The 23,653-nt window shown below is 73.6% G+C and carries 26 protein-coding genes and 1 pseudogene; 18 read left to right on the top strand and 9 right to left on the bottom strand.

Annotated elements, in window-relative coordinates; all coding sequences use genetic code 11:
- From ACIRYZ_RS10850 to ACIRYZ_RS10835, 4 genes are all read left to right on the top strand, one after another.
- Positions 1 to 224, top strand: a 224-nt coding sequence (locus ACIRYZ_RS10850) for a hypothetical protein (RefSeq protein WP_402942072.1), incomplete at its 5' end; no start/stop codon positions are given.
- Entirely contained in the window at positions 224 to 1,996 is a 1,773-nt protein-coding gene (locus ACIRYZ_RS10845) for a hypothetical protein (RefSeq protein WP_402942070.1), read from the top strand. The genes ACIRYZ_RS10850 and ACIRYZ_RS10845, both read left to right, overlap by 1 nt.
- Complete coding sequence (locus tag ACIRYZ_RS10840; RefSeq protein ID WP_402942068.1) at positions 1,993 to 4,197, top strand: site-specific integrase; 2,205 nt, start codon at positions 1,993 to 1,995, stop codon at positions 4,195 to 4,197. The genes ACIRYZ_RS10845 and ACIRYZ_RS10840 overlap by 4 nt, the downstream gene beginning before the upstream one ends.
- 1 nt (position 4,198) lies before the next feature.
- On the top strand, positions 4,199 to 4,714 hold the full coding sequence (locus ACIRYZ_RS10835) for a hypothetical protein (protein ID WP_402942066.1): 516 nt from the start codon (positions 4,199 to 4,201) through the stop codon (positions 4,712 to 4,714).
- A 48-nt stretch (positions 4,715 to 4,762) separates the two neighbouring features.
- Here the strand turns inward: ACIRYZ_RS10835 and hemC (ACIRYZ_RS10830) are convergent, their stop codons facing one another.
- Entirely contained in the window at positions 4,763 to 5,698 is a 936-nt protein-coding gene (gene hemC, locus ACIRYZ_RS10830) for a hydroxymethylbilane synthase (protein ID WP_402942100.1), read from the bottom strand.
- Positions 5,699 to 5,801: 103 nt separating this feature from the next.
- Between hemC (ACIRYZ_RS10830) and hemC (ACIRYZ_RS10825) the strand changes: the two genes are divergently transcribed.
- A complete protein-coding gene (hemC, locus tag ACIRYZ_RS10825; RefSeq protein ID WP_402942064.1) occupies positions 5,802 to 6,728 on the top strand; it encodes a hydroxymethylbilane synthase in 927 nt (308 codons plus the stop codon).
- Here the strand turns inward: hemC (ACIRYZ_RS10825) and ACIRYZ_RS10820 are convergent.
- The 7 genes and pseudogenes from ACIRYZ_RS10820 to ACIRYZ_RS10790 all read right to left on the bottom strand — a co-directional run bounded on the left by ACIRYZ_RS10820 (position 6,725) and on the right by ACIRYZ_RS10790 (position 10,849).
- Positions 6,725 to 7,693: a hypothetical protein gene (locus ACIRYZ_RS10820; protein ID WP_402942063.1), complete on the bottom strand. Its 969-nt coding sequence runs from the start codon at positions 7,691 to 7,693 to the stop codon at positions 6,725 to 6,727. The genes hemC (ACIRYZ_RS10825) and ACIRYZ_RS10820 overlap by 4 nt on opposite strands.
- A gap of 307 nt (positions 7,694 to 8,000) precedes the next feature.
- Positions 8,001 to 8,180, bottom strand: coding sequence for a hypothetical protein (locus ACIRYZ_RS10815; protein WP_402942061.1), 180 nt, complete (start codon positions 8,178 to 8,180; stop codon positions 8,001 to 8,003).
- Positions 8,177 to 8,599, bottom strand: a complete 423-nt coding sequence (locus tag ACIRYZ_RS10810) for an ATP-binding protein (RefSeq protein ID WP_402942059.1) — start codon at positions 8,597 to 8,599, stop codon at positions 8,177 to 8,179. The genes ACIRYZ_RS10815 and ACIRYZ_RS10810 overlap by 4 nt, the downstream gene beginning before the upstream one ends.
- Positions 8,596 to 8,826 carry a hypothetical protein gene (locus ACIRYZ_RS10805; RefSeq protein ID WP_402942057.1) on the bottom strand — a complete coding sequence of 77 codons (231 nt, stop codon included), beginning with the start codon at positions 8,824 to 8,826 and terminating at the stop codon, positions 8,596 to 8,598. The genes ACIRYZ_RS10810 and ACIRYZ_RS10805 overlap by 4 nt, the downstream gene beginning before the upstream one ends.
- Positions 8,827 to 8,910: 84 nt before the next feature.
- Complete coding sequence (locus ACIRYZ_RS10800) at positions 8,911 to 9,885, bottom strand: transcriptional regulator (protein ID WP_402942102.1); 975 nt, start codon at positions 9,883 to 9,885, stop codon at positions 8,911 to 8,913.
- Between the two features lie 36 nt (positions 9,886 to 9,921).
- Positions 9,922 to 10,110, bottom strand: a pseudogene (locus ACIRYZ_RS10795) (helix-turn-helix domain-containing protein); the annotation flags it as partial.
- A 106-nt stretch (positions 10,111 to 10,216) separates the two neighbouring features.
- Complete coding sequence (locus tag ACIRYZ_RS10790; protein WP_402942055.1) at positions 10,217 to 10,849, bottom strand: hypothetical protein; 633 nt, start codon at positions 10,847 to 10,849, stop codon at positions 10,217 to 10,219.
- 267 nt (positions 10,850 to 11,116) lie between these two features.
- Here ACIRYZ_RS10790 and ACIRYZ_RS10785 point away from each other — a divergent pair, with 267 nt between their 5' ends.
- From ACIRYZ_RS10785 to ACIRYZ_RS10755, 7 genes are all read left to right on the top strand, one after another.
- A complete protein-coding gene (locus tag ACIRYZ_RS10785; RefSeq protein ID WP_402942053.1) occupies positions 11,117 to 11,581 on the top strand; it encodes a hypothetical protein in 465 nt (154 codons plus the stop codon).
- 83 nt (positions 11,582 to 11,664) lie between these two features.
- A complete protein-coding gene (locus ACIRYZ_RS10780) occupies positions 11,665 to 12,930 on the top strand; it encodes a TadA family conjugal transfer-associated ATPase (RefSeq protein WP_402942051.1) in 1,266 nt (421 codons plus the stop codon).
- Positions 12,931 to 13,077: 147 nt separating this feature from the next.
- Complete coding sequence (locus tag ACIRYZ_RS10775) at positions 13,078 to 14,106, top strand: type II secretion system F family protein (RefSeq protein WP_402942049.1); 1,029 nt, start codon at positions 13,078 to 13,080, stop codon at positions 14,104 to 14,106.
- Positions 14,103 to 14,879: a type II secretion system F family protein gene (locus tag ACIRYZ_RS10770; protein ID WP_402942047.1), complete on the top strand. Its 777-nt coding sequence runs from the start codon at positions 14,103 to 14,105 to the stop codon at positions 14,877 to 14,879. The genes ACIRYZ_RS10775 and ACIRYZ_RS10770 overlap by 4 nt, the downstream gene beginning before the upstream one ends.
- A 57-nt stretch (positions 14,880 to 14,936) precedes the next feature.
- A complete protein-coding gene (locus ACIRYZ_RS10765; RefSeq protein WP_402942045.1) occupies positions 14,937 to 15,209 on the top strand; it encodes a DUF4244 domain-containing protein in 273 nt (90 codons plus the stop codon).
- Positions 15,199 to 15,639: a TadE family type IV pilus minor pilin gene (locus tag ACIRYZ_RS10760; protein ID WP_402942043.1), complete on the top strand. Its 441-nt coding sequence runs from the start codon at positions 15,199 to 15,201 to the stop codon at positions 15,637 to 15,639. The genes ACIRYZ_RS10765 and ACIRYZ_RS10760 overlap by 11 nt, the downstream gene beginning before the upstream one ends.
- The gene (locus ACIRYZ_RS10755) at positions 15,627 to 16,127 is read left to right on the top strand and encodes an Rv3654c family TadE-like protein (protein WP_402942041.1); all 501 of its coding nucleotides are present in this window, start codon (positions 15,627 to 15,629) and stop codon (positions 16,125 to 16,127) included. The genes ACIRYZ_RS10760 and ACIRYZ_RS10755 overlap by 13 nt, the downstream gene beginning before the upstream one ends.
- Here ACIRYZ_RS10755 and ACIRYZ_RS10750 read toward each other — a convergent pair.
- Positions 16,122 to 18,566: a DEAD/DEAH box helicase gene (locus tag ACIRYZ_RS10750; protein WP_402942039.1), complete on the bottom strand. Its 2,445-nt coding sequence runs from the start codon at positions 18,564 to 18,566 to the stop codon at positions 16,122 to 16,124. The genes ACIRYZ_RS10755 and ACIRYZ_RS10750 overlap by 6 nt on opposite strands.
- Positions 18,567 to 18,789: 223 nt before the next feature.
- Between ACIRYZ_RS10750 and bldG the strand changes: the two genes are divergently transcribed.
- The 6 genes from bldG (at position 18,790) to ACIRYZ_RS10720 (ending at position 23,520) form a co-directional block, all read left to right on the top strand.
- Entirely contained in the window at positions 18,790 to 19,131 is a 342-nt protein-coding gene (bldG, locus tag ACIRYZ_RS10745; protein WP_380608663.1) for an anti-sigma factor antagonist BldG, read from the top strand.
- A gap of 160 nt (positions 19,132 to 19,291) precedes the next feature.
- A complete protein-coding gene (locus ACIRYZ_RS10740; protein WP_402942037.1) occupies positions 19,292 to 19,711 on the top strand; it encodes an ATP-binding protein in 420 nt (139 codons plus the stop codon).
- A gap of 128 nt (positions 19,712 to 19,839) precedes the next feature.
- Positions 19,840 to 20,229 carry a cyclophilin-like fold protein gene (locus ACIRYZ_RS10735; protein ID WP_402942098.1) on the top strand — a complete coding sequence of 130 codons (390 nt, stop codon included), beginning with the start codon at positions 19,840 to 19,842 and terminating at the stop codon, positions 20,227 to 20,229.
- Between the two features lie 142 nt (positions 20,230 to 20,371).
- Positions 20,372 to 21,124 (top strand): small secreted protein, encoded by a 753-nt coding sequence (locus tag ACIRYZ_RS10730; RefSeq protein ID WP_402942035.1) that lies wholly within the window; start codon positions 20,372 to 20,374, stop codon positions 21,122 to 21,124.
- A 170-nt stretch (positions 21,125 to 21,294) separates the two neighbouring features.
- On the top strand, positions 21,295 to 22,827 hold the full coding sequence (locus ACIRYZ_RS10725) for a methyltransferase (RefSeq protein ID WP_402942033.1): 1,533 nt from the start codon (positions 21,295 to 21,297) through the stop codon (positions 22,825 to 22,827).
- Positions 22,828 to 23,058: 231 nt separating this feature from the next.
- Positions 23,059 to 23,520 carry a DUF3592 domain-containing protein gene (locus tag ACIRYZ_RS10720; protein WP_402942031.1) on the top strand — a complete coding sequence of 154 codons (462 nt, stop codon included), beginning with the start codon at positions 23,059 to 23,061 and terminating at the stop codon, positions 23,518 to 23,520.
- The last annotated feature ends 133 nt before the right edge of the window (positions 23,521 to 23,653 follow it).

Below are 23,653 nucleotides of genomic sequence, written 5' to 3'. Positions count from 1 at the left end.
GCTGGCGACTGGGCCGTTTGCGCCGCGAACCGACCGTCCAAGGAGCCCTGATGCGGCAGGCATTCGGACAGTTCCAATACCCGACTCCACCATTACGCCGCCTGGACATGACCCGCGTCTACCGCGAGGCCTACGACGGCGCCGGACTGCCCGGCGACCGTGACGCCGCCGGCAGGGAGGCCGCGGCGGAGTTCGACGACGAAGACGATGAGGACGAGATCTGATGCCTGCCACGCTGAGTGACGACGGGCTGAGCCTGACCTGTGTGTTCAGCGACCGGACCCGGACTCACCAGGTCCTCGATCCCAGTGGCAACCCCGAACTTGCCCGGCAGTTGCTGGTCGGGCTCGCGGAGCTTGTCCACCCGAACGGGCGTCTGAACTCGGCCCGGACGATCGGCAGCTACATGACGGCGCTCAGGTCGCTGCTGACCAGCTTGCAGCGGCTCGGCTTCCAGGGCCGGGCGGAGGACCTGACGCGGGCCCGTCTGGCCGAGGTCTGGATGGGAGCCGGACAGTCGCGGACCGCGCACAGGAACGAGGGCCTCGCTCGGACGGTCCTGCGGAGTCTGGACGACCTGCACGGGGCTCTGCGGCCGGACGTCCGCGACCTTGTCGACGGGCGGATGTTCCGGCCGAACCTTCGAGTGGACCGCCGCACGCTTCCGCCGTACACGGAGAGTGAGTGGCAGCGGCTGATCACCGTGTGCCGGTCACTGATCAAGCCAGCCTTCGCCGCCTACCGGCAAGCGCGAGCCCAGGCAGAACGAGGCAGCGATCCGGCGGAGGCGGGGTGGACCGAGGAAAGCATCCAGTGGATGCTGTTGAACCGCGGCCCCGAGAGCGCCGAGGTGCTCGCCACGACCGTGCGCCGGGGCCGCCGGGCCAGCACGCGACCCGATGCCGTCCCCGCAGAGCTGTACCCGCAGGGACAGGCCGAAGCCCTGGAAGGCCTCTACCCGAGCCTGGACGTCCTCAAGGCGTATCAGGTGCTCCTCGGTGCCTACACCGGTATCGTCCCGGACGGGCTGATCGACCTCGGCCTGGACGGAATCGACTGGGCGGGCGATGCCACGGTGCTGCTGACCTACGTCAAGGGCCGCACCGCGACTGAGAGTCTGACCCTGTCGACGAAGGCGACCCGGCTGCTGGAGCAGTGGCTGGAGCACTCCTCAGTCACCCGCGCTCACGCGCCGGAAACCCTGCGTGACGAACTGTGGGTCCGCTACTGCCTGCAAGGCGGAACGCAGTGGTCGGCCGGCCGGGCCCACCGAAGCGTGACGCCGCGCTGGGCGGGCAGGCACGGGATCGTCGACGACGCGGGCGCCCCACTGCAGCTGCACGAGCACCGCTTCCGCACCACGTTCGAGTCACTGCGCGACCGGCGGGGGTGGAGGGGAAGCCCCCGGGCCACCATCGACCCCAACCACTCCCCGCAGGTGGAGGGCGACCACTACCTGCAAGTGGCGACGCCCGCGCAGAAGGCAGCCGTGGACTCCATCATCGAGGAAGCCCAGATGGACATGCTCCGTCGCGCGCAACCTCCGATGATCCTCGCGACCGAGGACGCGGCGAAGTTCGCCGAAAGCTACCCGGACGTGGTGGAACGGCTGGGACTCAGCGATGCCGCGATCGCCGAGCTGCTGGCTGGCGAGCGCGACGTGTTCACCGCAGCGTGCGCGGACCAGCTGTCCGGCCTGCACGGCCCGAAGGGCAAGCCCTGCCCGGCCCGGCCGTGGGTGTGCTTGCTGTGCCCGCTGTCGATGTACGCCCCGCGCCACCTGCCGAACCTGCTGCGGCTCAAGGCGTTCTTTGCCCGGCAGTGGAAGCAGATGCCCACCGCGCAGTTCATGGCCGTCTTCGGCCCGTACGCCACCCGCCTCGATCGGGTCCTCACCGAGGACAACTTCCCCGCCGGAGCCCTGGCCCGCGCGGCCGGCGAGGTCACCGACACCGATACCGATCTGCCCCTGCGAGCCGAGGAGATGACCGCATGACGACCCCGCACCACGTCGCCGACCACCAGGCGGTCAAGGCCTCGCCGTTCGCGGGAGAGGACGTCTGCCAGGCGGCGGGCCTGTCCATCGACCCCGACCGGGCCAGTGTCCGGCCCGTCTTCGACCAGGACGTCTGGGACTTCACCAGCGTGCTCGGCCTGCCCCGGCACCAGGTCAGGAACACGCAGGTCCTGGACTTCACGAGGATCAAGAACCCGGCGTTTCGGCTGGCCGCCAAGGAGTACCTGTTCGCGCTGATGGCCCCCGGCCACGAGCGCGTGCGCGTCCTGCCACGGGCCTACCGCGCGCCCCGGGTCATCTCCACCGTCAACCAGCGGATGTTCAACCTCATACGCTGGTTCGAGTGGTTGACCGGCAGGGGTGTTCATGACCTGGCCAAGGTGACCCAGGAGATGTGCGACGCCTTCCTGCTGTGGTGCCAACACTCCTGGAAGGACGGCCGGGCGGTCAAGGAGACCTCGCGGGCCTACCGGCGCCAGGCCGTGAACGCCGTGCTGGAACTGGCAGACTACGGCGAACTCCTTACGGCCGGGGGCTATGCCCCGGGCTTCCGGCCCTGGCCAGGCAGGAGCGCCGAGCAGGTCGCCGGATCCCGTCGACGGGGTGAGAACGCCACCCAGCCGGTGAACGACGACGTCCTGCAGCCGCTTCTGGCCGCTGCCTTCTACGTCATCGAGCACCTGGCGCCCCACGTCCTACTGCTGCGGGAAGTGGAAGGGCGCCGTGACGCGGACCTGGAGCATCGCTTCGCCCAGATGAAGGGCCAGCTGCAGTGGGCCCCGCTGATCACCGCCGTGATCAGCGACTACGTTCGGCGAGCTGATCCGCTCCCGGCCACCTCCGACGAGCAGATCCGCTACCGCCTGGGTGTCGGTTGGTCGCCCAATGATCCACTGCTGCGGGTCAGCTCCAAGCAGATCGCGCTGGAGACGGGCATCCGCTTCCCGAAGGCGTTGAAGATCCTCAACGACCACCGGGCCGAGCTCGAAGCCGCTGTCGCCGCTGTAGGGGTCGAGCACCCGACCGCTCGCCGGGCTCCCCTGGTCGCCAAGGCCGACGGCAAGGGAGAGGTGCCGTGGACACTGCCCCTTCCCGCACACTCCCAGGTGAACTGGCTTATCGAGCGAGTGCGGACGGCCTGCGTCGTCGTCGTGGCGGCGGTGACCGGGATGCGGATGAGCGAGATCTGCGAGCTGCCGGCCGACTGCCTCCTGCCGCCGGACCAGGTGGCCGAAGGGCTTGCGCGCTACAGGGTCAAGAGCAAGCGGATCAAGGGGATCGGGCACGGCGGCGTGTGGGACGAATGGGTCGTCGTGGAGGACGTCTACAAGGCGCTCGACCTGATGCGCAAGCTCCTGGACGACCCGGACACCGAGACGCATCTGATCGGCCAGGGCAAGCTCCAATTTAACTCGCGGTGCACCACCTTCCGGCAGTGGGTGAACGGCGCCGACGGGCAGCGGCTCGGTCTGGCGCCGATCCCCGACGGCCCGGTGAGCCTGCGAATGCTCCGGCGGACGCTGGCTCTTGAACTGGCTCACAGGCCTGGCGGACTGCTGGCGGCCAAGGTGGCTCTCAAGCACGTCTCAGTGGCCACGACGGAAGGCTATGCCGCCCGGCCGGGCGGCACGCAGAGCCTCTTCCTGGCCGAGGTGGGCAAGGAAGAGCAGAACCGCAACCTCCAGCTGACCCGGCAGGCCTTCGAGGACTACCGCAACGGCGTCCTGCCCGCCGGGCCCGGCGCCCGCGACCTGGTGGAGTTCTTCGAGTCCGTCGACGCCGACCTGAGCGAACAGGCCAAGGCCGCTCCGAACGTCAAGCGGGGCGACCGCGAGGTGCTGAGCTTGCTGGCCAAGCGCGCCAAGACCCTGCACCTGGGAGTCGCGAACTACTGCTGGTTCGCCGACCCCGCCAAGGCCCTGTGCTTGAAGCTGGCCGGCGCCCCGGTCACCGAGGACGCCAAGCCGATGGCCGGGCTGTGCGACTCGGCCCGCTGCCCGCAGGCGACCCACCATCCCTGCCACCGGCCCGTGTGGGCATCGAGCGCCGAGAACAAGAAGGTGTTCATCGGCTCGATCACCCGTGGCCAGAAGACCGAGCGAGCACGTCTGCAAGCCGACCTGGACAGGGACCTGCGGGTCCTTGCCGAGATCGACGCTGCCACTGGACTGGGGGACTGAGATGGCGCGTATCAGCGATGAGACCCGAGCCCGCAACGAGGAAGCCATCCGGGCCGCCATGGACCGGCTGCTGCGGGGCGAGCTGCCTCCCGGCGGCAAGTGCGACCTCAAGGCACTCGCCGCCGAGGCCGGGGTGACCCGCACCGGCTTCTACCCGAAGAAGAACCGCGACGGCACCGAGCGTTCGGGCCCCTACCAGCACCTGGCCGAGGAGTTCGAGCGGCGCCTGACGGCCCTGCGGGAGGCCGGGACGGTGCCAGACCCCCGGGCAGCCCAGATTGAGCGCCTGAAAGCCGCCAACACCGACCTGAAACGGCGTCTGGACGACCGCGACGCCGAGATCGAGGAGCTGACCGAGTTCAGGCAGCTGGCCCTGTCCAGGATCGCTGCCCAGCACCTGGAGATCGAACGCCTTCGGGAAGAGCTGGCGCGGCGGCCCGAGGCGCAAGGCCCGCTCGGGGTCGTCCGGCAGCTGACGACCGGCAACCGTACGGCCCCGCACGGATCGTGCAGTTGAAGGCTTGACGGGCCTGCCGCGGGGCCGCGCGGTCGCCGGCTTCGGACGTCAGTGCGCGATGGAGTCGATCAGGTCGCGGGCGCCGTCGCGGATCAGCGTCTCGGCGACGGCCTCGCCGAGGGCCTGCGGGGTGAGCTGGTCGCTGGTGCGGCTGGCGGTGAGTACGGTCGCGCCGTCGGGGGTGAAGACCATGGCCCGCAGGGCGAGGCGGCCGTCCTTGAAGGCGCGGGCATGTCCGGCGATCGGGCTGTTGCAGTGCCCGCGCAGGAGGTTCAGCACGGTCCGTTCGGCGGTGATCTCCCGAGTGGTGAGGCGGTCGCCGAGCGGGGCCAATAGGGCGATCATCTCCGGGTCGTCGGCGCGGCACTGGAGGCCGAGGACGGCGGCCCCGAGCGGCGGGCACATCTGCTCGACGGACAGCACCTCGCTGATGCGGTGGTGTTCGCCGATGCGTTCCAGGCCGGAGGCCGCCAGGACCAGGGCGTCGACCTTGCCCGCCTTGAGAGCGGCCAGCCGCAGGTTCGCAGTGCCCCGGCTCGGGACGAGTTCGAGGTGGGGGTGGCTGGCGGTGAGCTGGGCGATCCGGCGCACGGCGGCCGTGCCCACTCGGGTGCCGGGCGGCAGCTGGTCGAGGGCCAGGCCACCAGGGTGGATCAGGGCATCGCGGATGTCGGCGCGGGCGGGGTGGGCGGCGAAGACGGTGCCCGGGGCGTTCAGCGGGTAGCCGGCGACGTCCTTCATGCAGTGCACGGCCATGTCGCAGGCACCAGTCAGCAGGGCGTCCTCAATCTCGCCGGTGAAGGCGCCCTTGTCGTGCAGCTCGGCCTGCCGGCCGGGTTCGAGGTCGCCGGCCGCGGTGAACGGCACGAGCTCGATCTCGGCGTCCGGGTAGCGCTCGCGCAGGTCCTCGGTGACCCGGGCGACCTGGGCCAGCGACATCGGAGAGGTGCGGGCGCCGATGCGGATGGTCCGGGTGGTGTTCAGCACGAAGGGCTCCTTCCAGGTTTCCGACATACCGTCGGAAACCGGGCGTGTTCGATGCGGGTAGCATGCGGTCAACATCTCGTCAGATGCTGGGAGTTGGCGTATGAGCACACTGGTGGTGGGGTCGCGGGCCAGTCACTTGGCGCGGGCCCAGGTCAGGGAGTTCCTGGCGCCGCTGCGGGAGCGCTTCCCCGACGTGGTCTTCCGCCAGCGGGTGATCACGGAGGCCGGCGACCAGGACCGCAGGTCGGCTCTGCGGGACGTGTCGGAGCGAGGCGGCGGCTCGGCGTTCTCCGTGAACCAGGTGAACGCGCTGGTGTCGGGCGAGGTCGATGTGATCGTGCACTCGCTCAAGGACCTGCCGACCGCGAACCCGCCCGGCCTGATCTTGTTGCCCCCGCCCACTCGTGCGGACGTGCACGACGCGCTCTGCGGCTCGACGCTGGCCGATCTCCCGCGCGGCGGTCGGATCGGCACCTCGGCGTCGCGCCGGATCGCCCAGCTGCTGCACGTCCGCCCGGACCTGGTGCCGGTGGAGATCCGGGGGAACGTGCCGACCAGGCTCGGCAAGCTCAGGACACAGCGGCTGGACGCGGTGGTGCTGGCGGCTGCTGGGATCAAGCGGCTCGGCCGCGGCGAGGAGATCAGCGAGATTCTGCCGATCGAGCTGTTCCCCCCAAGCCCGGGGCAGGGCGCGCTGGGCATCCAGATCCGGGAGGACAACGAGCTGGCCCGCGAGATCCTGGCCGGGGCTGGCGACCCGGTGACAGACGCGGAGGTGCGGGCCGAGCGGGCGATGCTGGCCGAGCTCCACGGCGGGTGCTCGGTGCCGGTCGGAGCGTTCGGCAAGGCGGACGGGGACGTGCTGACGCTGCACGGGCAGGTCACCTCCGTGGACGGCAGGCGGCAGGTGGAGGCCAGCCTCTCCGGCCCGCTGAGCGAGCCGGAGAAGCTGGGCGTGCAGGTGGCCGGCCTCCTGTTGGACCAAGGCGCGGAGGGCATCCTGGCGGAGGTCCGGCCCGCCGCTTAGGCGCGGAGGCGGGCCAGGTCCAGGGCCGCGTAAGTGATGATCCGCTCGGCCCCGGCCCGCTTGAGCATGGTGAACACCTCCAGCAGCGGCCGGAAGTCCCGCTGACCGGAGGCCGGGTCGAGCGGAGCGAGGCGTGTGTACTCGCCGGACACGGAGAACGGCATCAGCGGCGCCTGGGTGCGGCGCTTGAGAGCCGTGAGGATGTCCACCGACAGCATCCCGGGCTCCAGCAGCAGCATGTCCGCCCCCTCGCCGAGGAACGCGAGGCCGGTGTCCACGGCGCTCTCCGGGCTGCGGGGGCTGATCTGGAACGGGCGGCGAGCACCGGAGGCGGGGGTGGCCCGCATGGTGGTGCGGTAGCCCTCGTAGAGGGCGGAGTCGAAGATCAGGTGCGGCATGGTCGCCACGTCGCGGTGACCGGCCTCGTCCAGGGCCTGGCGCACGGTCCAGGTCGTGCCCCTAGTCATCGCGGCAGGGCCGACGATGTCGGCTCCGGCCCTGGCCTGGATGACGGCCTGGGCGGCGGTCAGCGCGGCCGTGGCGTCCAGGTCGATCCGCCCGTTCACGGTCAGGTGGCATTCGCCGGTGTCGGTGTGGCCGCACAGGCAGTTCTCCGTCATCACGGCCATGCCGGGTTCGGTGTCCTTGACGGCGTGGATGGCTCGCACCATCAGGGAGTCCGACGCGACGGCGCCGGAGGCCTGCGGGTTCCGCTCCAGGCTGTTGGCGAACACCTTCACCGAGCGGATGCCGGCGGCGGCCAGGTCCCGCACGGTCTGCGGGATCTCGGCGACGGTGACGGTCGGCATCGGCCGGTCGGCGTCCTCGCCGTCCTCGCGGACCAGCAGGACCATGCTCAGGTCGGCCGCGGTCAGCTCCGGGCCCTCCAGGAAGCTGCGGACGGCCGGGCGGCCGTGCAGCCGGTCGCAGGCGGCGTGTGCGGCGGTGTGCTGGGAGGTGGTCATCTCGTCCTCTCGGTCCGTGGTGTGTGGTGCCGAGGTGCGTGGAAGGGGCGCCGGCCGGTGTCGTCGGCGGCCGGCGCCCCGGGCCCGGCCCCCCCGGGGGGCGGGCGGGGGGGGGGGCCGGGGGGGTTTGGGGGGGCGGGGTGCCGGGCGGGGGGCGGCGCGGGGTGGGGGGGGGGGGGGTTGGTCCATTCCTCGCCCCGGGGGGGGGGGGGGGGGGGGCGGGGGGGGGGGGGGGGGGCCCCCGCGGGGGGGGGGGGGGGCCGGGCCCCCCGGGCCCGCCCGCCCGGGGCGCCGGGCGGGCGGGGGCTCAGGTGGTGTTCGGCGGGTCGCTGTCCGGGACGGTGGTCGCCGCGGTGTCGTGGAGGGTCTCCTGCTGGTGCACGGCGATGCCGAGTAGGCCGATCGCCGCCAGGTGCCCGAGCACCACGAAGGCCTTCAGCGCGTCGTGGACAGGGTCACGATGCTGTCCGCGGTGCCGGCTGGTCATGACGCACCCCGCATCCGCAGGTCGGCGTGAATGATCTTGCCGAACGGCTCCAAGGTCGCACCCCACTGGCCCCTGGTGAGCTCGTGCACGAGCGCGAGACCTCGGCCGCCCTCGGCCTTCAGGCCAGCGTCGATCAGCACCGGCAGAGTCCGGCTGCCGTCAGTGACCGAGATCCGCACCGCCGTGGCGGTGATCCGGGTGATCTCGACCGTCATCCTGAGGAGGCAGCTGGTTTTGACGGCGTTGCCCGCGAGCTCGGAGACGATCAGCTGGGCGTCGTCGATGAGCTCATCCAGCTCCCACTCGGCCAGCTTGTCGCGGACCAGGCGGCGGGCCACCGAGGCCGATTCAGGCCGGTAGGGCAGATGGGCGACGGACGGCTTCTCGACCGCGGTCGCCGGGGCGGTCGCCGTGCTCACGAGGCCGGGCGGATCCGGGGATCGGCGGCCGGGGAGAAGTCGGCCCAGCCGGCCGCCGCGGTGGCCAGGGCATTCCGCCGAAGGCGGTCCCCGGCGGATCTGCGCGGCCCGGACGGCGACGGGGCGGGGTGCGGCGGGCGGCGGGTAGCGGCCATCACGGGCTCCAGGGAATCAGTGGTGTGGTGGAGGCGCCGGTCCAGACCCGCGCGGGTCCGGACCGGGCTCATGCCCCGGGGCTTCGCCTCTCGGGGGCCTGAACACCACGATGCCGCTGATGTAAGGCCGCGAATTTCACCAGAAGTGAAAGATCGTCAGATGCCCGTTCGTGTGATCCAGGTTGACAGCCGCAGACTCCGGCGGCTAGCGGAGCGTGACAGGGCGGTCACAGTTTCGCGGGCGAGCGGGTGCCGGGAGACCTGCTCGGGCGCGACCGCATAGGCGGCGTCAAGCTGGTCGAGTGCGGCTTCGGGCTTGGCCATCCACCGGTAGGCGCGGGCCAGGTCGATGTGGTGGTGCCCGATCCTGGTCGGTGCCCATCCGGCCGGGAACCGAAGGCCCTTGGCGGCGGTCACCGCCTGGTCGTGCTCGCCGGCCTCCACCAGCGTCATAACCCGGTGGACCTGGACGTTGGTGGGTCCGAAGTGCAGCGACAGGTCTGGGCGTTCGCCGGTCTGGGCGGCGACCTTCTGGGCCTCGTCCAGGTGGTGCTTCATCACGTCCGTCTGCCGGGAGCGGGCGGCGACCACGGCGGAGCCGAGGTGGAGCTGCCCGGTCGTGACCAGCGCGCTGGGCGTCTTGGCGTCGGTGCCGCCCAGGTGGCTGCGGCCGGATTCCTGGAGGCGCCGGCAGGCTTCCAGGTCGCCGACGCGCAGGTAGGCGGTGACCCGAAGGTACTCGCGGGCGGCCCGCAGCGCGGGCGCCCGGTCGCCGGCCCGCTGGGCGGCCCAGTCCATGCGGGCGAGCGCGGTCGCGGACAGGTCGTTCAGCCCGATCGCGATCCCGACCGAGTGCCCGCACCGGTAGGCCTCCGCCAGCAGGCCCCACGCCTGGCGCTGCTGTTCTCCGGTGAACTCGTGCGCGGCCGTGTGCAACTCGACCAGCAGCCCCGGCAGCATCGCCACCATCGGCTTGTACTTCGCGGCCTGGGCCAGCGCGTTCACCTGCCGCACCGCCGCCCGGAGCGCGGGCAGGGCCCGCGGACGCACGGCATCCTGCGGCGGCAGGTCGTACAGGTCGAGGGTCGTGCGGATCGGCCCCATCAGCGGGACCAGCGGGTCATCGGCCATGCCGTCACTGTACGAGGGCGGCTGAAGGTCGCCCGGCTCAACTCCCAAGGCCCGGGCGACCGCTGCCACGAACTCCGGCGTCGCCGGCTTGTGCCCCGACACCACCTTCGTGAGCAGGCTGTACGAGACGTGAGCGCGGTCGGCGAGCTGCCGATGGCTCAAACCCCTCACATCCTCGTAGGCCGCGATCCGCTGGCCGATGCTGATTTCGTCCGGAGGTGCCATGCTGGTCCCCATCCCGTGCACGCCTTGAACCCGTGTGCACGGGACCGTACCCCCGAAGTCGCCCGCCCACAGATCGTTTCGGCAACCGGTGTTGACGTGGGGCCAGTCAGGACTTCTTGAGCAGGAGCTCCAACCTTCCCAGCAGGCGCCTCACGGCTCCGGGCCTGGATGTGGCGGGTCCGATCGATCCGTCGTCGTTGCGCCGGGCGCTGGGCTCAAGGGCAGTGCCCTTTACGCGTTCTCGCCGGCGGAGCTGTCCAGCTTCGTCCCGCTCCCACCTGCGTCCCCGAACGTCCTGGAACCAGATGGTGACTGGCCGTTGGACAATCTCGTGCGGCACGGCGATGCTGATCTCTTTCTCCACCGATTCCCCGGGCGGGATCAAGCCGATCACCATGTTCACCACGTCGGTCTCACCGGGTATTTCGCCGGGTTCGGCGCTCTGCAGGACCGCCACCACGTTGAATACCGGCTGGTCAGCGCCGTTGTGAACGACGATCGAGTCGTAGCGGTAGAGGTTCCCCGGGCCTTCTCCGGTGTCCGGGCCGGTCCAGGCGGCGACCTTCGCCGCATACTCCTCGCTGTCCTTGCGCCGGTCGCGCCAGTGGGTGCGCAGGTGCATCGTGATGGTCCCCACGGCCACCGCGATACTGACGGCGAGTCCGGTGTAGGAGACCCATGGCGGCGCACCGCCGCCCGGGCCGGCGATGAGCTGGTACGGCGCGCTGGTGATCGTCACGGCGCCACCGTAGGGGCCGCGTCCGCCGCTGGGGAAGAGTTCTAGAGCACTCTCGCCGCCGTCCGGCCAGGCGAAGCGGGCGCGGCACAGCTGGATCGACCGAAGGCCGATGGCCTCCACCACTCTGTGACTTCCGCCACTCTGGTAGCCTCCTTGACGCATCGTTACGCAACACGATGGCGCGGCTAGAGGGAACTCGCGGCGCCAACGGCGATGGTCCCCAGTGAGACACGACCTGCGTGGGACACGGCGAGTGCAGTAACAACTATGAACCGTGGCGACACCCTGACGGTGCCGCCGGAGGCCATGCGCAGCGTGCTGGCCGCCTCCCGGCGGCGCGGCGGGCTGGTGGTGGTCGACGTGCCGCGCCATCTCGACGCGGCCGCCGGGCAGGCGCTGGAGCAGTCCGACCTGGCCCTGCTGGTGGTCCCGGCCGAACTGCGCGCCGTGGCGGCCGCCGACCGGGTCGCGGCGGCGGCCCGGATGCGGCTCGGGGACGTCCGGGCCGTGGTCCGGCCGGTGCGCGCCGGCGGGCTCCCGGCGCACCGGATCGCCCGCGGGCTGCGGCTTGACCTGGCCGGGGAGTTGGAACCCGAGCCCGGGCTCGCCGAGGACGTCGAGAAGGGCGTCCCGCCCGGCATCCGGGAGAGCGGCCCGCTCGCGCGCTTCTGCGCGACCTTCCTGAACGAGGTACTGCCGCCGGTGCCGGCGGTCGGAGGAGGTGTGTACTGATGGTCCGTCTTCGCAGAACAGGCCCTCGGGGCGGTGCCCCGGGCCCGGGCGACGGTGCGCGGGAGCACCGGCCGCTCAGGAGCGTGCCACCGCCCGGCGGGCCGCCGCAGGCCGGGCACGGGCCCTGCCCGTACGGCCGGACGGCCCGCGAGGAGCGGACGGCGGAGCTGGTGGACGCGGTGCGGCTGCGGCTGGCCGAGTCGGGGGCCGCCCCGACGGCGGGATCGGTCGCGGCCGTGCTGCGGGCCACCCGGCCGCCGCTCGGCGGGGACGAGGTGCTGGACACCGTGCGCTCGCTGCGCGCCGAACTGGTGGGTGCGGGCCCGCTGGACCGGCTGCTGGCGGCGCCGGACGTCACCGACGTCCTGGTGAACGGTCCGGACGAGGTGTGGGTCGACCGTGGCGGCGGTCTGCACCGAGCCACCGGAGTCCGTTTCGCCGACGCCGAGGCGGTGCGGCGGCTGGCCCATCGGCTGGCCACCGCGGCCGGGCGGCGCCTGGACGACGCCCGGCCCTGGGTGGACGCCCGACTGCCGGACGGCACCAGGCTGCACGCGGTGCTGCCGCCGATCGCGGCCGGCTGCACCCACATCTCGCTGCGGGTCTGCCGGCCCCGGCCGTTCACGCTGGACGAGTTGGTGGCGGGCGGGGCGCTGCCGCCGGAGGGCGCCGACCTGCTGGCCGGCATCGTGCAGGCGCGGCTTTCGCTGCTGGTCTCCGGTGGGACGGGCTCGGGCAAGACCACGCTGCTCGCGGCGCTGCTCGGCCTGGTCGGGCCGGACGAGCGGATCGTCGTCGCCGAGGACTCCGCCGAACTGCGACCGGCCCATCCCCACGTGGTCCGGCTGCAGAGCAGACCGCCCAACCAGGAGGGTCTGGGCGAGTTCACCCTGCGGGACCTCGTCCGGCAGGCCCTGCGGATGCGGCCGGACCGGCTGGTGATCGGCGAGGTCCGCGGCGCCGAGGTGTCGGACCTGCTGGCCGCGCTCAACACCGGGCACGAGGGCGGCTGCGGCACCGTCCACGCCAACACGGCGGCGGACGTGCCGGTCCGGCTGGAGGCGCTGGGCTCGCTGGCCGGGCTCGACCGGCCGGCGCTGCACAGCCAGCTGCGGGCCGCGCTCGATGTGGTGGTGCACCTGGTCCGGGATCCGGGCTCGGGCCGCCGCCGGGTGGCGGAGATCCACACGCTGGCCGGGGACCGCGACGGGCTGGCCGTGACCACTGCGGCGGTGGCCTTTCCGGCAACGGGCGGCCTGGTGCCGGGGGCGGGCTGGGAACGGCTCGTCGGCTTGCTGGCGGCGCGCGGGGTGGCACTCGGGGTGCCGCCCGGGGCGGGGCCGTTGTGAGCGCGGTGGTGATCGCGGCAGCACTGTCTGCAGGCGGGGCGGCGCGGGAGTTGCGGTTGGTGGAGCTCGGGTTCGTGGTGCTGCTGACCGGATGCGCGGTGGCCGCGCTGGCACTGCTCGGGACCTGGGGCAGGAAGGGGCGATGACATGGACGGTGGCGATGTGATGCGAAGTCAACTGGCGCTCTGTTGGACTGCGGTGTTGTTCCTGCTGGCGGCCGCCGCGTGGCGGGCCGTGCAGGAGCAGCTGCCGGGCGGGCGGCGCTCCAGGCTGGTGCTGGCGGGCAGCGGGCCTCCGGTGGGCGGGCCGGGCCCGGAGGCGGCGGGGCGTGCGAGGGCTCGGCTCCCGGAGCTGCTGGCACCCGAACTGTTGCTGCTGCCGGTGGGGTTGGTCGCCGGGCAGGCCGTCTCCTCGCCGGTGCCGGTACTCGCGGCCGTGCTGGCCGCCCTGCCGCTGCGAAGGTGGCGACTGCGGCGGCGCACGGCGGTGGAGGCCGGGCGGCGGGCCGCGGCCGTGGTGGAGCTCTGCGCCGCACTGGCGGGTGAGTTGCGCGGCGGCTCGACGCCGGAGCAGGCGCTGCACCTGGTCACGGCCCGGCTCGCGGCGGACCCGGAGGGGCTGCGCCGGCTCGGCGAGGAGCCGGTGGCCCGGCTGGCGGCGGGCCGCTACGGCGGGGACGTCCCCGCCGCGTTCCAGCTGCTGGCCGAACTGCCGGGCGGCAGCGGGGCGGCGGCCGTCGCGGCCTGCTGGCGAGTCGCCTCCGACGGTGGGGTGGGGCTGGCCGCCGCGCTGGACCGGGTCGCGGAGGCGCTGCGCGGCGAGCGGGCGCTGGCGGAGGAGATCGCCGGGGAACTGGCCGGGCCGCGGGCGACGATCGCCGTCCTGGCCGCCCTGCCGAGCGCGGGGCTGCTGCTGGGCGGCGCACTCGGGGCCCGTCCGCTGGACGTCCTGCTGCACACGTCGGCCGGGCTGGGCTGCCTCGTGGCGGGCGCGGTCCTGGAGGGGCTGGGCGTGCTCTGGACGGCCCGCATCGTCCGGGCGGCGGCCAGGGGAGCGCTGGAGCCTCCTCGGGGGGTCGGGGGCGGTGCTCAGGCTCCGGGGGCAAGGGAGCGCGGCGGTGCGCGTCGAGGGCTCGTCCGGGCGTGGGCGCTCGGCGGGGGAGCGGGGGCCGGGTGACGCGGGGCTTCGAGTGGGCGGTGGCCGGTCTCGCCGTGGCGGCGGCAGTGGCGACCGTGGTGGCGCCGGTGCGGGGCAAGGCCAGGCGGCGGGCGTCCGCCTGGGCGTGGGAGCGGGAGGAGGTGCGGAAGCGCACACGGCTGAAAGGCCCGAGTGTCGGGCCCTGGCGGCGCGTGGCGCCGACGGTCGGCGCCGGGCTGGCGGTGGCGGTGTTGCTCGGTGGCGGTGCCGGGGCGGTCGCCGGGGTGCTGGCGGCGGTGGGCGTCCATCGGTGGTCGGCCCGGGCACGGTCACCAGCGGACCGTCGGGCGGCCCGGGAGAACGAGTTGCTGACCCGGCAACTCCCACTGGGTGCAGAGCTGTTGGCAGCCTGTCTCGGGTCGGCGGCGCTGCCCTCGGCGGCGGTGTCGGCGGTGGGCCGGAGCGTGGGCGCGCCGCTGGGGCCGCGGCTGGCGGCGATCGGGGCCGAGCTGGCCCTGGGCGCCCCGCCGGAACTGTGCTGGACCCGACTGGGCGAACAGCATCCCGCGCTGGCCCCGCTGGCGCGCTGCCTGGTCCGGACGAGCCTCGGTGGAGCCCCCGCGGCCGGTCCACTGATCGGACTGGCCCAGGAACAGCGGACGGCCGCCGTCCGCGCGGCCCACGCGCGGGTTCGCCGGGCCGGGGTGCTCGCCACCGCACCGCTGGGGCTCTGCTTCCTCCCGGCCTTCGTCCTGATCGGGGTCGTGCCAGTGGTGATCGGCCTCACCAGCCGTTTTGCCCAGTCCATGTGAATGAACGTCGGCTCCGGATCGGCCGGAGTCGCGGAAGAGATCGAACAGGAGACATCGATGACCGCAGTGATCGCGATCAGGCCCGACACCGGGCGCCCGCTCCGGCAGTTGCTGGGGGTGTGGCGGCGGAAGAGCCGTTGGGCGGTCGGCCGGGCCGGCCGGCTGGCCCGCCGCCGGCGCCGGTCGGACGCCGGGATGACCACGGCCGAGTACGCCGTCGGAACGCTGGGCGCCTGCGCCCTCGCGGCCGGGCTGTACAAGGTGGTGACCAGCGCGACCATCACCGGGGCGCTGACCGAGATGCTGGAACGCGCGCTCCATGCCACGTAGGACGGCGAGCGGCGGCGCTTGTCCGTGGTCGCTGCGGCCGGCCCGACGCGGCGACGGCGGTTTCGCCACGGCGGAGACGGCGGTGGCCCTGCCCGCGCTCGTCCTGCTCGCGGCGATGCTGATCTGGGGCGTGCTCGCGGCGGCCGCGCAGATCCACTGCGTGGACGCGGCCAGGATCGGTGCCAGGGCGGCCGCACGCGGTGAGGCGGACGCCGCCGACCTCGCCCGCGCGGCCGCCCCGCCGGGGGCGGAGGTCCGGGTCGCGGTCGCGGCGGACACGGTGCGGGTCGACGTGGACGCGCCGTGCGCGGCGCCCGGGAAGCTCGGCGGTCTGCTCGCGGTGCGGCTCGGCGCGCGGGCGGTGGCGCAGCGGGAGGACGTGCTGGGGAGGAGTGGTTCGGGAGGAGGTGGTGGCGCGTGGCCATCCTGAGCGGCCCACGCCGGGCGGTGGGGCGGCTGGGGCGGGCCCGTACCGCTCGGGCCGCCGCGGTGGGCGGGCGCGGGCCGGACGCGGGCTCGGCGACGGTGTGGTTGCTCGCGCTGGCGATGCTGGGCACGACGGTGTCCGCCGCGACGGTCGCGGTCGGTGCGGTGGTCGCCGCCCGGCACCGGGCCGAGTCCGCCGCCGACCTCGCGGCCCTTGCGGCGGCGGACCGGCTGCTGCTGGAGCCGGACGGCGGCTGTGGTCGGGCCGCCGGGATCGCCGCCGCACAGGGTGCCGGCCTGGTGTCCTGCTCGGTGGACCGGTCGGCGGACGCCGTGGAGGTGGTTGCCGAGGTGCCGGTCGGTGGGCTCCCGGTGCACCTGCCGGTCGGCCCGGCGCGGGCGAGGGCCCGGGCCGGACCGGTACGGGCCCCGGTCACCGCAACCGAGGACGGCCTCGGTGACGCCCCGGGCGGCGCGGCGGCGGTCTCATGAACCGCTCGGCGCCCCGCCCTCCGGGTCGGGCCCGGACCCCGCCGCCTCGGGGCGCGGTTCGGACCCCGCCGCCTCGGGGCTCGTTCCGGGCTCCGCGCCTTCCGGGCCCGGCCCGGACCCCGCGTCAGGTGCCCCGGCCAGCAGGACATCCAGCAGTAGGACGGCGGCCGCCTTGTTCAGCGGGTCGTTCCCGTTGCCGCACTTGGGTGACTGGACGCAGGACGGGCAGCCGCGCTCGCACTCGCAGGAGGCGATCGCCGCCCGGGTGGCGGTCAGCCACTCGACGGCCCGCTGGAAACCGCGTTCGGCGAAGCCGGCCCCGCCCGGGTGGCCGTCGTAGACGAACACGGTGGGCAGCCCGGTATCGGGGTGCAGCGGGACGGAGACGCCGCCGATGTCCCACCGGTCGCAGGTGGCGAACAGCGGCAGCAGGCCGATCGAGGCGTGCTCGGCGGCGTGGGCGGCACCGGGCAGCTGGTCGAGCGGGAGGTTCGCGTCGAGCAGCTGGTCCTCGGTGACGGACCACCAGACCGCGCGGGTGCGCAACGTGCGGGGCGGGAGGTCGAGCTTGCTCTCGCCCATGATCTCCCCGGTGGAGATCCGCTTCCGGAGGTAGCCGACCACCTGGTTGACCACCTCCACCGAGCCGAAGCTGAGCCGCCCCTCGCCCCACGGGACGGTGGTGTCGGTGTCGAGGACGGAGATGGAGGTGAGGTCGCGGGCGGATGTGGTGTACGGCGGGTCGGCCGGTTCGACCAGGGCGACCGAGTTCTCCAGGTCGAGCTCCCGGACCAGGTAGGTGCGGCCCTGGTGGAGGTGGACGGCCCCGGTGTGGACGGTGGCGTGGGCGGCCGCCGCGTCCACCGTGCCGAGCAGCCGGCCGGTGTCGGCCTCGACGATCTGCACCGGGCTGCCGCCGCTGCCGCGCAGGTCGACGGCGTCGGCGGCGCGTTCCCGGCGGGTCCAGTACCAGGAGCCGTCGGCGCGCCGGCGCAGCAGGCCACGCCGTTCCAGCACCGGCAGCAGCGGCGCGGTGGAGGGGCCGAACAGCTCCAGGTCGGCGTCGGTGAGCGGCAGTTCGGCGGCGGCCGCGCACAGGTGCGGGGCGAGCACGTGCGGGTTGTCGGGGTCGAGCACGGTGGCCTCGACGGGTGCGGCGAACAGCGCCTCCGGGTGGTGCACCAGGTAGGTGTCCAACGGGTCGTCCCGGGCGATCAGGACGGCGAGCGCGCCCTGGGCCTCGCGGCCCGCCCGGCCCGCCTGCTGCCAGAGCGAGGCCCGGGTGCCGGGGTAGCCGGCCATCAGGACGGCGTCGAGGCCGGAGATGTCGACGCCGAGTTCGAGAGCGGAGGTGGAGGCGAGTCCCAGCAGCCGGCCGGAGTGCAGGGCGCGCTCCAGGGCCCGGCGTTCGTCGGCCAGGTAGCCGCCGCGGTAGGCGGCCACCCGCTCGGCGAGCGGTCGGCCGAGCTGGTCCTGGGCCTGGAGGGCGACGAGTTCGGCGGCGCGGCGGGAGCGGACGAACACGACGGTCCGGGTCTGCCGCTCGACCAGGTCGGTCAGCAGGTGCGCGGCCTCGGCGGTGGCGGTGCGGCGCACCGGGGCGCCGTGCTCGCCGACGTTCTCGGTCAGCGGCGGCTCCCAGAGGCCGAAGACCATCGGCCCGCGCGGCGAAGCGTCCTCGGTGACGGCCACGGCGGGCAGGCCGGTCAGGCGCCGGGCGGTCGCGGCGGGGTCGGCGGTGGTGGCGGAGGCGAGCAGGAAGGTGGGTGACGAACCGTAACGGGCGCAGATCCGGCGCAGCCGCCGCAGTACCTGGGCGACGTGCGAGCCGAACACGCCCCGGTAGCTGTGGCACTCGTCGACGACCACGTAGCGCAGCACCTTGAGGAAGGAGGACCAGCGGGCGTGCGCGGGCAGGATGCCCCGGTGCAGCATGTCCGGGTTGGTGAGCACGTAGGAGGCGTACTGGCGGACCCACTCGCGCTCCTCGGGCGGGGTGTCGCCGTCGTACAGCGCGGCCCGGACCCTTGGCGGGGCGAGTTCGGCGGCGCGGCGGCGCTGGTCGGCGGCGAGCGCCTTGGTCGGGGCCAGGTAGAGCGCGGTGGCGCCGCGGCCGTTGCGGGCCTCGGTGCCCTCCAGCAGGTCGCTGAGCACCGGCGCCAGATAGCCCAACGACTTGCCCGAGGCGGTGCCTGTGGCGATCACCACAGTCTGGCCGCTTTTGGCCAGGTTCATCGCTTCTGCCTGGTGCGCCCAGGGCTGCTCCACCCCGACGGCGAGTGCCGAGGCCACGATCTCCGGTCGGATCGACTCGGGCCACGGCGAATAACGTGCAGGCCGGGCGGGAAGGTGCTCCGTATGGGTGAGCCGGTCGGATCGCCCCCGACTGGTGGCCAGGGTCGTGAGCAGTGCCTCGGGCAGGCTGTGTCGGGGCGGCATGGGGACCCAGTGTGTCACCGGCGTGACGCAGAATCGTCGTAAGCCATCGTGCGGGCATGGTCGCAGGTGGTTGAATGTGGCCGTGACGGCCGTACGGCCGTGGGTCGCAGCGCTGAGGCTTGCCACGCGTTTGGCTTGGCGCGCCCGGGCTCGCGACCATGCGGTGGCGGCCGTCCGGCCGAGGATCGCACATGACGTAGCAAGGCAAGGTGCTGGAGGTTCCGTGGACCTGTCCCTGTCGACCCGCGCAGTCGGCGATCGTACGGTCGTCGAGGTTGGCGGCGAGATCGATGTGTACACCGCCCCGAAGCTGCGGGAGCAGCTGGTCGAGCTCGTCAACGACGGCAAGTACCACCTCGTCGTCGACATGGAGGGCGTTGACTTCCTTGACTCGACCGGCCTGGGTGTCCTGGTCGGCGGTCTGAAGCGGGTGCGCGCCCACGAGGGCTCGCTGCGCCTCGTCTGCAACCAGGAGCGCATCCTCAAGATTTTCCGGATCACCGGCCTGACCAAGGTCTTCCCGATCCACACCTCGGTGGAGGACGCGGTCCAGGCGACCGACTGACGCGTCCGGGCCGGTCCCCGCGGCCGGCCCGCCCGTTCCACGCGTCCGGGGCGCTGGGGTCCGCACGGGCCCCGGTGCTTCCCGGCCGCTCAGGGGCCGGCCCGTCCGGCCCACCGGGGCCGTACCTCCGGCCCCCGTCGGAGCACCCCGAAGGGGAGATATGGCAACCGTCGAACTTCGATTCAGCGCGCTTCCCGAGCACGTGCGGACGGCCCGCTTGGTCGCCGCGGCCGTCGCCAGACGGGCCGGGGTCGACGAGTCGGTGCTCGACGAGGTACGGCTCGCGGTCGGTGAGGCGTGCTCGCGTGCGGTCGGTCTGCACCAGCGCGGTGGCATCGGCGGCACGGTCCGGGTCGCGCTGACTGATCAGGAGAAGCGTTTCCTCATCGAGGTCGAGGACGAAGCCGGCCCCGAGGCCCACTCGGCTCCCGGCGCCGACGAGGGCGGCGACCCGGACGAGGACACCCTGGGCCTCGCCGTGATCACCGGCCTGGTCGAGGACCTGGAGGTCACGAATGGCACCGGCGGTGCTGTGATCCGGATGAGCTGGCCGGTCTCGGTCGCCTCCGTCGCCGTCTGAGGGCCCGCGCCGCCTCCGATGCCCCGGTCCCAACTCCTGGGATCCCGATTCCTGGGATCCTGTTGACAAATTGTTGAGCCCGGCGGTTCGCTGCTTCCGGCACGACCGGGTCCGATCGCTGATCGGACCTGTCGCGGAAGAGGAAGCACAGGCGGATTCGCATCCTGTGGCCGGCCGGTCAGGCCACCGCGACGCTGCGGGCCACGCCCACCACCGAGGCGCTCTGGGCCGAGCTGCCGATCGAATCGACGGCGAGCACCTGGGGCGAGGAGGTCTATTTCGGCACGCCCGTCAGCGTGCCGCGCGAGGACGGTGCCCGGCAGGTGGTCGAGCCGGGCACGGTCGCGTTCTGGACCGACGGCGACAGCCTCGCCCTGCCCTACGGACCGACGCCGATCTCGCGCGACGGCGAGTGCCGACTGGCCAGCCCCTGCAACGTCCTTGGCGGGCTCGACGGGGACGCCCAGGTGCTGGGCACCGTCCGGCCGGGCGATCCGATCCGGGTCGAGCGGGCCTGAGCGGCGGCCGGGGGCGAGAGTGCGGGGCGGGAGCGGGAGCCCGGAGCGGCCGACCGGGGCTGAGCAGCCGGGAACCGGGGCTCGGACGGCGGACGTGTAGGTTCGACGACCGAAGACGACCGAAACCGAAAGGCTTCTCCCGGTGAACAAGCGACTGCTGGCCGTACCCGCCCTCGGCGTGCTGCTCGCGTTCGGCGCCGTCGGCTGCGGCGGCGACGACAACAGCAAACAGCTGGAATCCTGGGCGTCGAACGTCTGCGGCGCGGCCAAGGACCCGATCGCCCAGGCGCAGTCCGCGCTCGCCGACACCGGCCAGGTGAAGACCGGCGAGGCCCCGGCCGACCTGCAGAAGCGGCTCTCGACGGACATCGGGCGGCTGGCCAAGACCAACCAGGACATCGCGAGCGCCATCGACGCGGCCGGCGCGCCCAAGGTGGACAACGGCGCGGCCCTGCAGAAGGACACCGTCGACGAGCTGAAGAAGGCCGCCGACGGCTACCAGGACGTCCAGAAGAAGCTGGACGCGCTGCCCAACAACGACCAGGCGAAGTTCGCCGACGGGCTGCGCAGCGTGGCCGACCAGGTGCAGCAGCTGGCCTCGCTGTCCACCCAGGCGCAGAGCAAGCTGCAGCGCGGCGAGCTCGGCGCCGCGATGGCCAAGCAGGACGGCTGCAAGCCCAGCCAGGCCACCCCGGGCGCCGGTGCGAGCGGCAGCGCCAGTGGCTCCCCGGCCGCCGGGGGCGCGAGCGCAACCCCGAGCGCCGGAGCGTCCGCCACCACCCCGGCGGCCACCCCCTCCGCGGGCGCCGCCACCACCCCGGCGGCCACCCCCTCCGCGGGCGCCGCCACCACCCCGGCGGCCGCCCCGTCCACCCCGGCCCCCAGCGCGAGCTGACCGAGAACGAGGAGTAGCGGGAGCAACGGCGAGGGCCGCTCACGGGAGCGGCCCTCCGGCCCCGGCTGCTGTGTCCGCCGAGAGGCGCAGGCCGGGGCTCGGACCCGGGTGGGTGCGCCCCGAGTGGGCTGGTGGGGCGGGGGTGGCGTGGGGCGGGGGACAATGGCGGGGTGATCAGTAGCCCCGTTCTCGACCCGACCCGTCTGGCCAAGCTGCGCGAGGCGCTGCTGGCCGCATCGTTCACCGCTGATGGGTGCCTGGACCTGTTGGGCCCCACCGGATACGCGGCGTTGGCCCGTAGCGAGGCCGTCCCGGCGCTGCGTGCGACCCGGGGCGGCAGCCCGCTGGAGACCCTGGTGCGGCTGTTCCTGCTGCAGCAGCCGGTGCCGTACCAGGCGGCCGCCGCCGCGCTGCCGGTGGAGGACTGCCTGGCGGACGGCTGGCTGCGCTCCGACGGGGACCTGGTGCGGGCCACGGTGGACGTCCGCCCGTACGCCAACGAGGTGGCCGGGATGCCGAGTTCGGATGCCTGGGTGGTCTCCGACCTGGGCTGCGCGGTGGGTGGCGCAGGTGGCATCGGCTCCGGGGAGACGGCCCACGGGGTGGCCCGCAAGGACCTGGTGCTGGGGGTCGGCGGCGCGTCCACGACGCTGGCCAACATCACCGTGCGCCGCCCCGTCCGTGCCGCGCTGGACCTCGGTTCTGGCTCGGGCGTGCAGGCGCTGCACGCGGCCCGGCACGCCCAGAAGGTCGTCGCCACCGACCTCAACCCGCGCGCGCTGCGGTTCACCGAGCTGACCCTCGCGCTGTCCGGTTTCGACAACACCGAGGCGGTCGCCGGGAGCCTCTTCGAGCCGGTCGGGGAGCGGAAGTTCGACCTGATCGTCTCCAACCCGCCCTTCGTCATCTCGCCGGCCGGCCGGTTCACCTACCGCGACGGCGGCATGGCCGGGGACGACCTGTGTCGCAACCTGGTGCGCTCGGCCGCCGAGCACCTGGAGCCGGGCGGCTACTGCCAGTTGCTCGCCAACTGGCAGCACGTCAAGGGCGAGGACTGGCACGAGCGGCTGGCCGGCTGGGTGGCGGGCACCGGGCTGGACGCCTGGATCGTCCAGCGCGAGGTCCAGGACGTGGCCCAGTACGCCGAGTTGTGGCTGCGCGACGGCGGCGACCACCGCGGCCCCGGCGGCGACTACCAGGCCCGGTACGGCGAGTGGCTGGACGCCTTCGAGGCGGGCCGGGTCGAGGGCATCGGCATGGGCTGGATCACCCTGCGGGCGAGCGGCGCCGAGCGTCCGATCGTGCGGGTGGAGGAGTGGCCGCACCCGGTGGAGCAGCCGCTCGGCCCGCACATCGAGGAGTGGTTCGACCGGCAGGACTTCCTGAGCTCGCACGACGACGCGGGCCTGCTCGCGGCCCGCTACGTGCTGGCCGACGAGGTGGTCCAGGAGCAGGTCGGCGCGCCGGGGGCGGAAGACCCGGAGCACGTGATCCTGCGTCACAACCGCGGCATGCGGCGGGCAACCAAGGTGGACACCGTGGGTGCCGGCTTCGTCGGGGTCTGCGACGGGTCGCTGGCGGCGGGCGAGATCGTGGACGCCATCGCGCAGCTGCTGGGCGAGGACCGGGTGGTCCTGCGGGACCGGGTGCCGGAGTCGCTGCGGCTGCTGACCGAGCAGGGGTTCATCAACCCCGTTCGGTGACCCGCTTTCGGCGACCGCTTCGGTGGCCTCGGTACGGCGGTCCCCGTCCGGCCCGCGTCCGGCCCCTGCCTGGCCCCGTCCGGTGGAACGCTTCGCGGACGACTCCCGGTTCACCCGCCCGTACCCTCCGGTTCGTCCGGCGGCCCCCGGGTGGCCGCACCCCGTTGGTCCGCCGCTGTGAGGCTCTCTGTCCACAGGCTGTGGACAGAGCTGGGGAGCCGGGGGCCAGGGGTGGACACGACGACGGCGACGGTGGGCGGGCTGGTGCTCACCCTCTTCGGTGGCGCGCTGCTGCTCTGGTGCGCCGCCGAAGTGCGCCTTCGCCACCGGGTGCGCCGACGGGGGGTGCCGGCGGTGGCCACCGTCGTCGCCGAGAACGAGGTGCACGGGCAGCTGGACAGCGCGCCGCTGCTCTCCTTCTCCGTGCTGCCCCCGGCCGCCGAGGGGCCCGGCGGTGGCCGGATCGCGGAGCTGGTGCTCACCCGTCCGCGCGGGCACACCCCGCTGCGCCGCCCGGAGAGCTTCGCGCCGGGCGCCTCGGTGCGGGTCTGCTACGACCCCGACCGGCCCTGCCGGGCGGTGCTGGCGGCGGGGGAGGTCAGCCGGGCAGCGGTCACCGACCTGCTGTGGAGCGCCCTGGGCGTGTGCTGCCTGGCGGCGGGCGCCGGACTGCTGGCCGCGGCCGGCCGCTGAGCTCGCAGCGGCAGCGGCCGCGGCAGCGGTACCGGACAGGCCAGCCGTACCGAGCGCATCGGCCGTACCTGCCGTACCGAACACCTCAGCCGCACCGGCCGTGTCGGTGGCCCCTGGCGCGATCCGGAAAGCG

Origin of the sequence: Kitasatospora sp. NPDC101155 (genome assembly GCF_044768305.1) — a bacterium.
Lineage (GTDB): Bacteria > Actinomycetota > Actinomycetes > Streptomycetales > Streptomycetaceae > Kitasatospora.
Note: the sequence above shows the minus strand (reverse complement) of the source record. Positions and strands in the feature narration are given on the sequence as shown.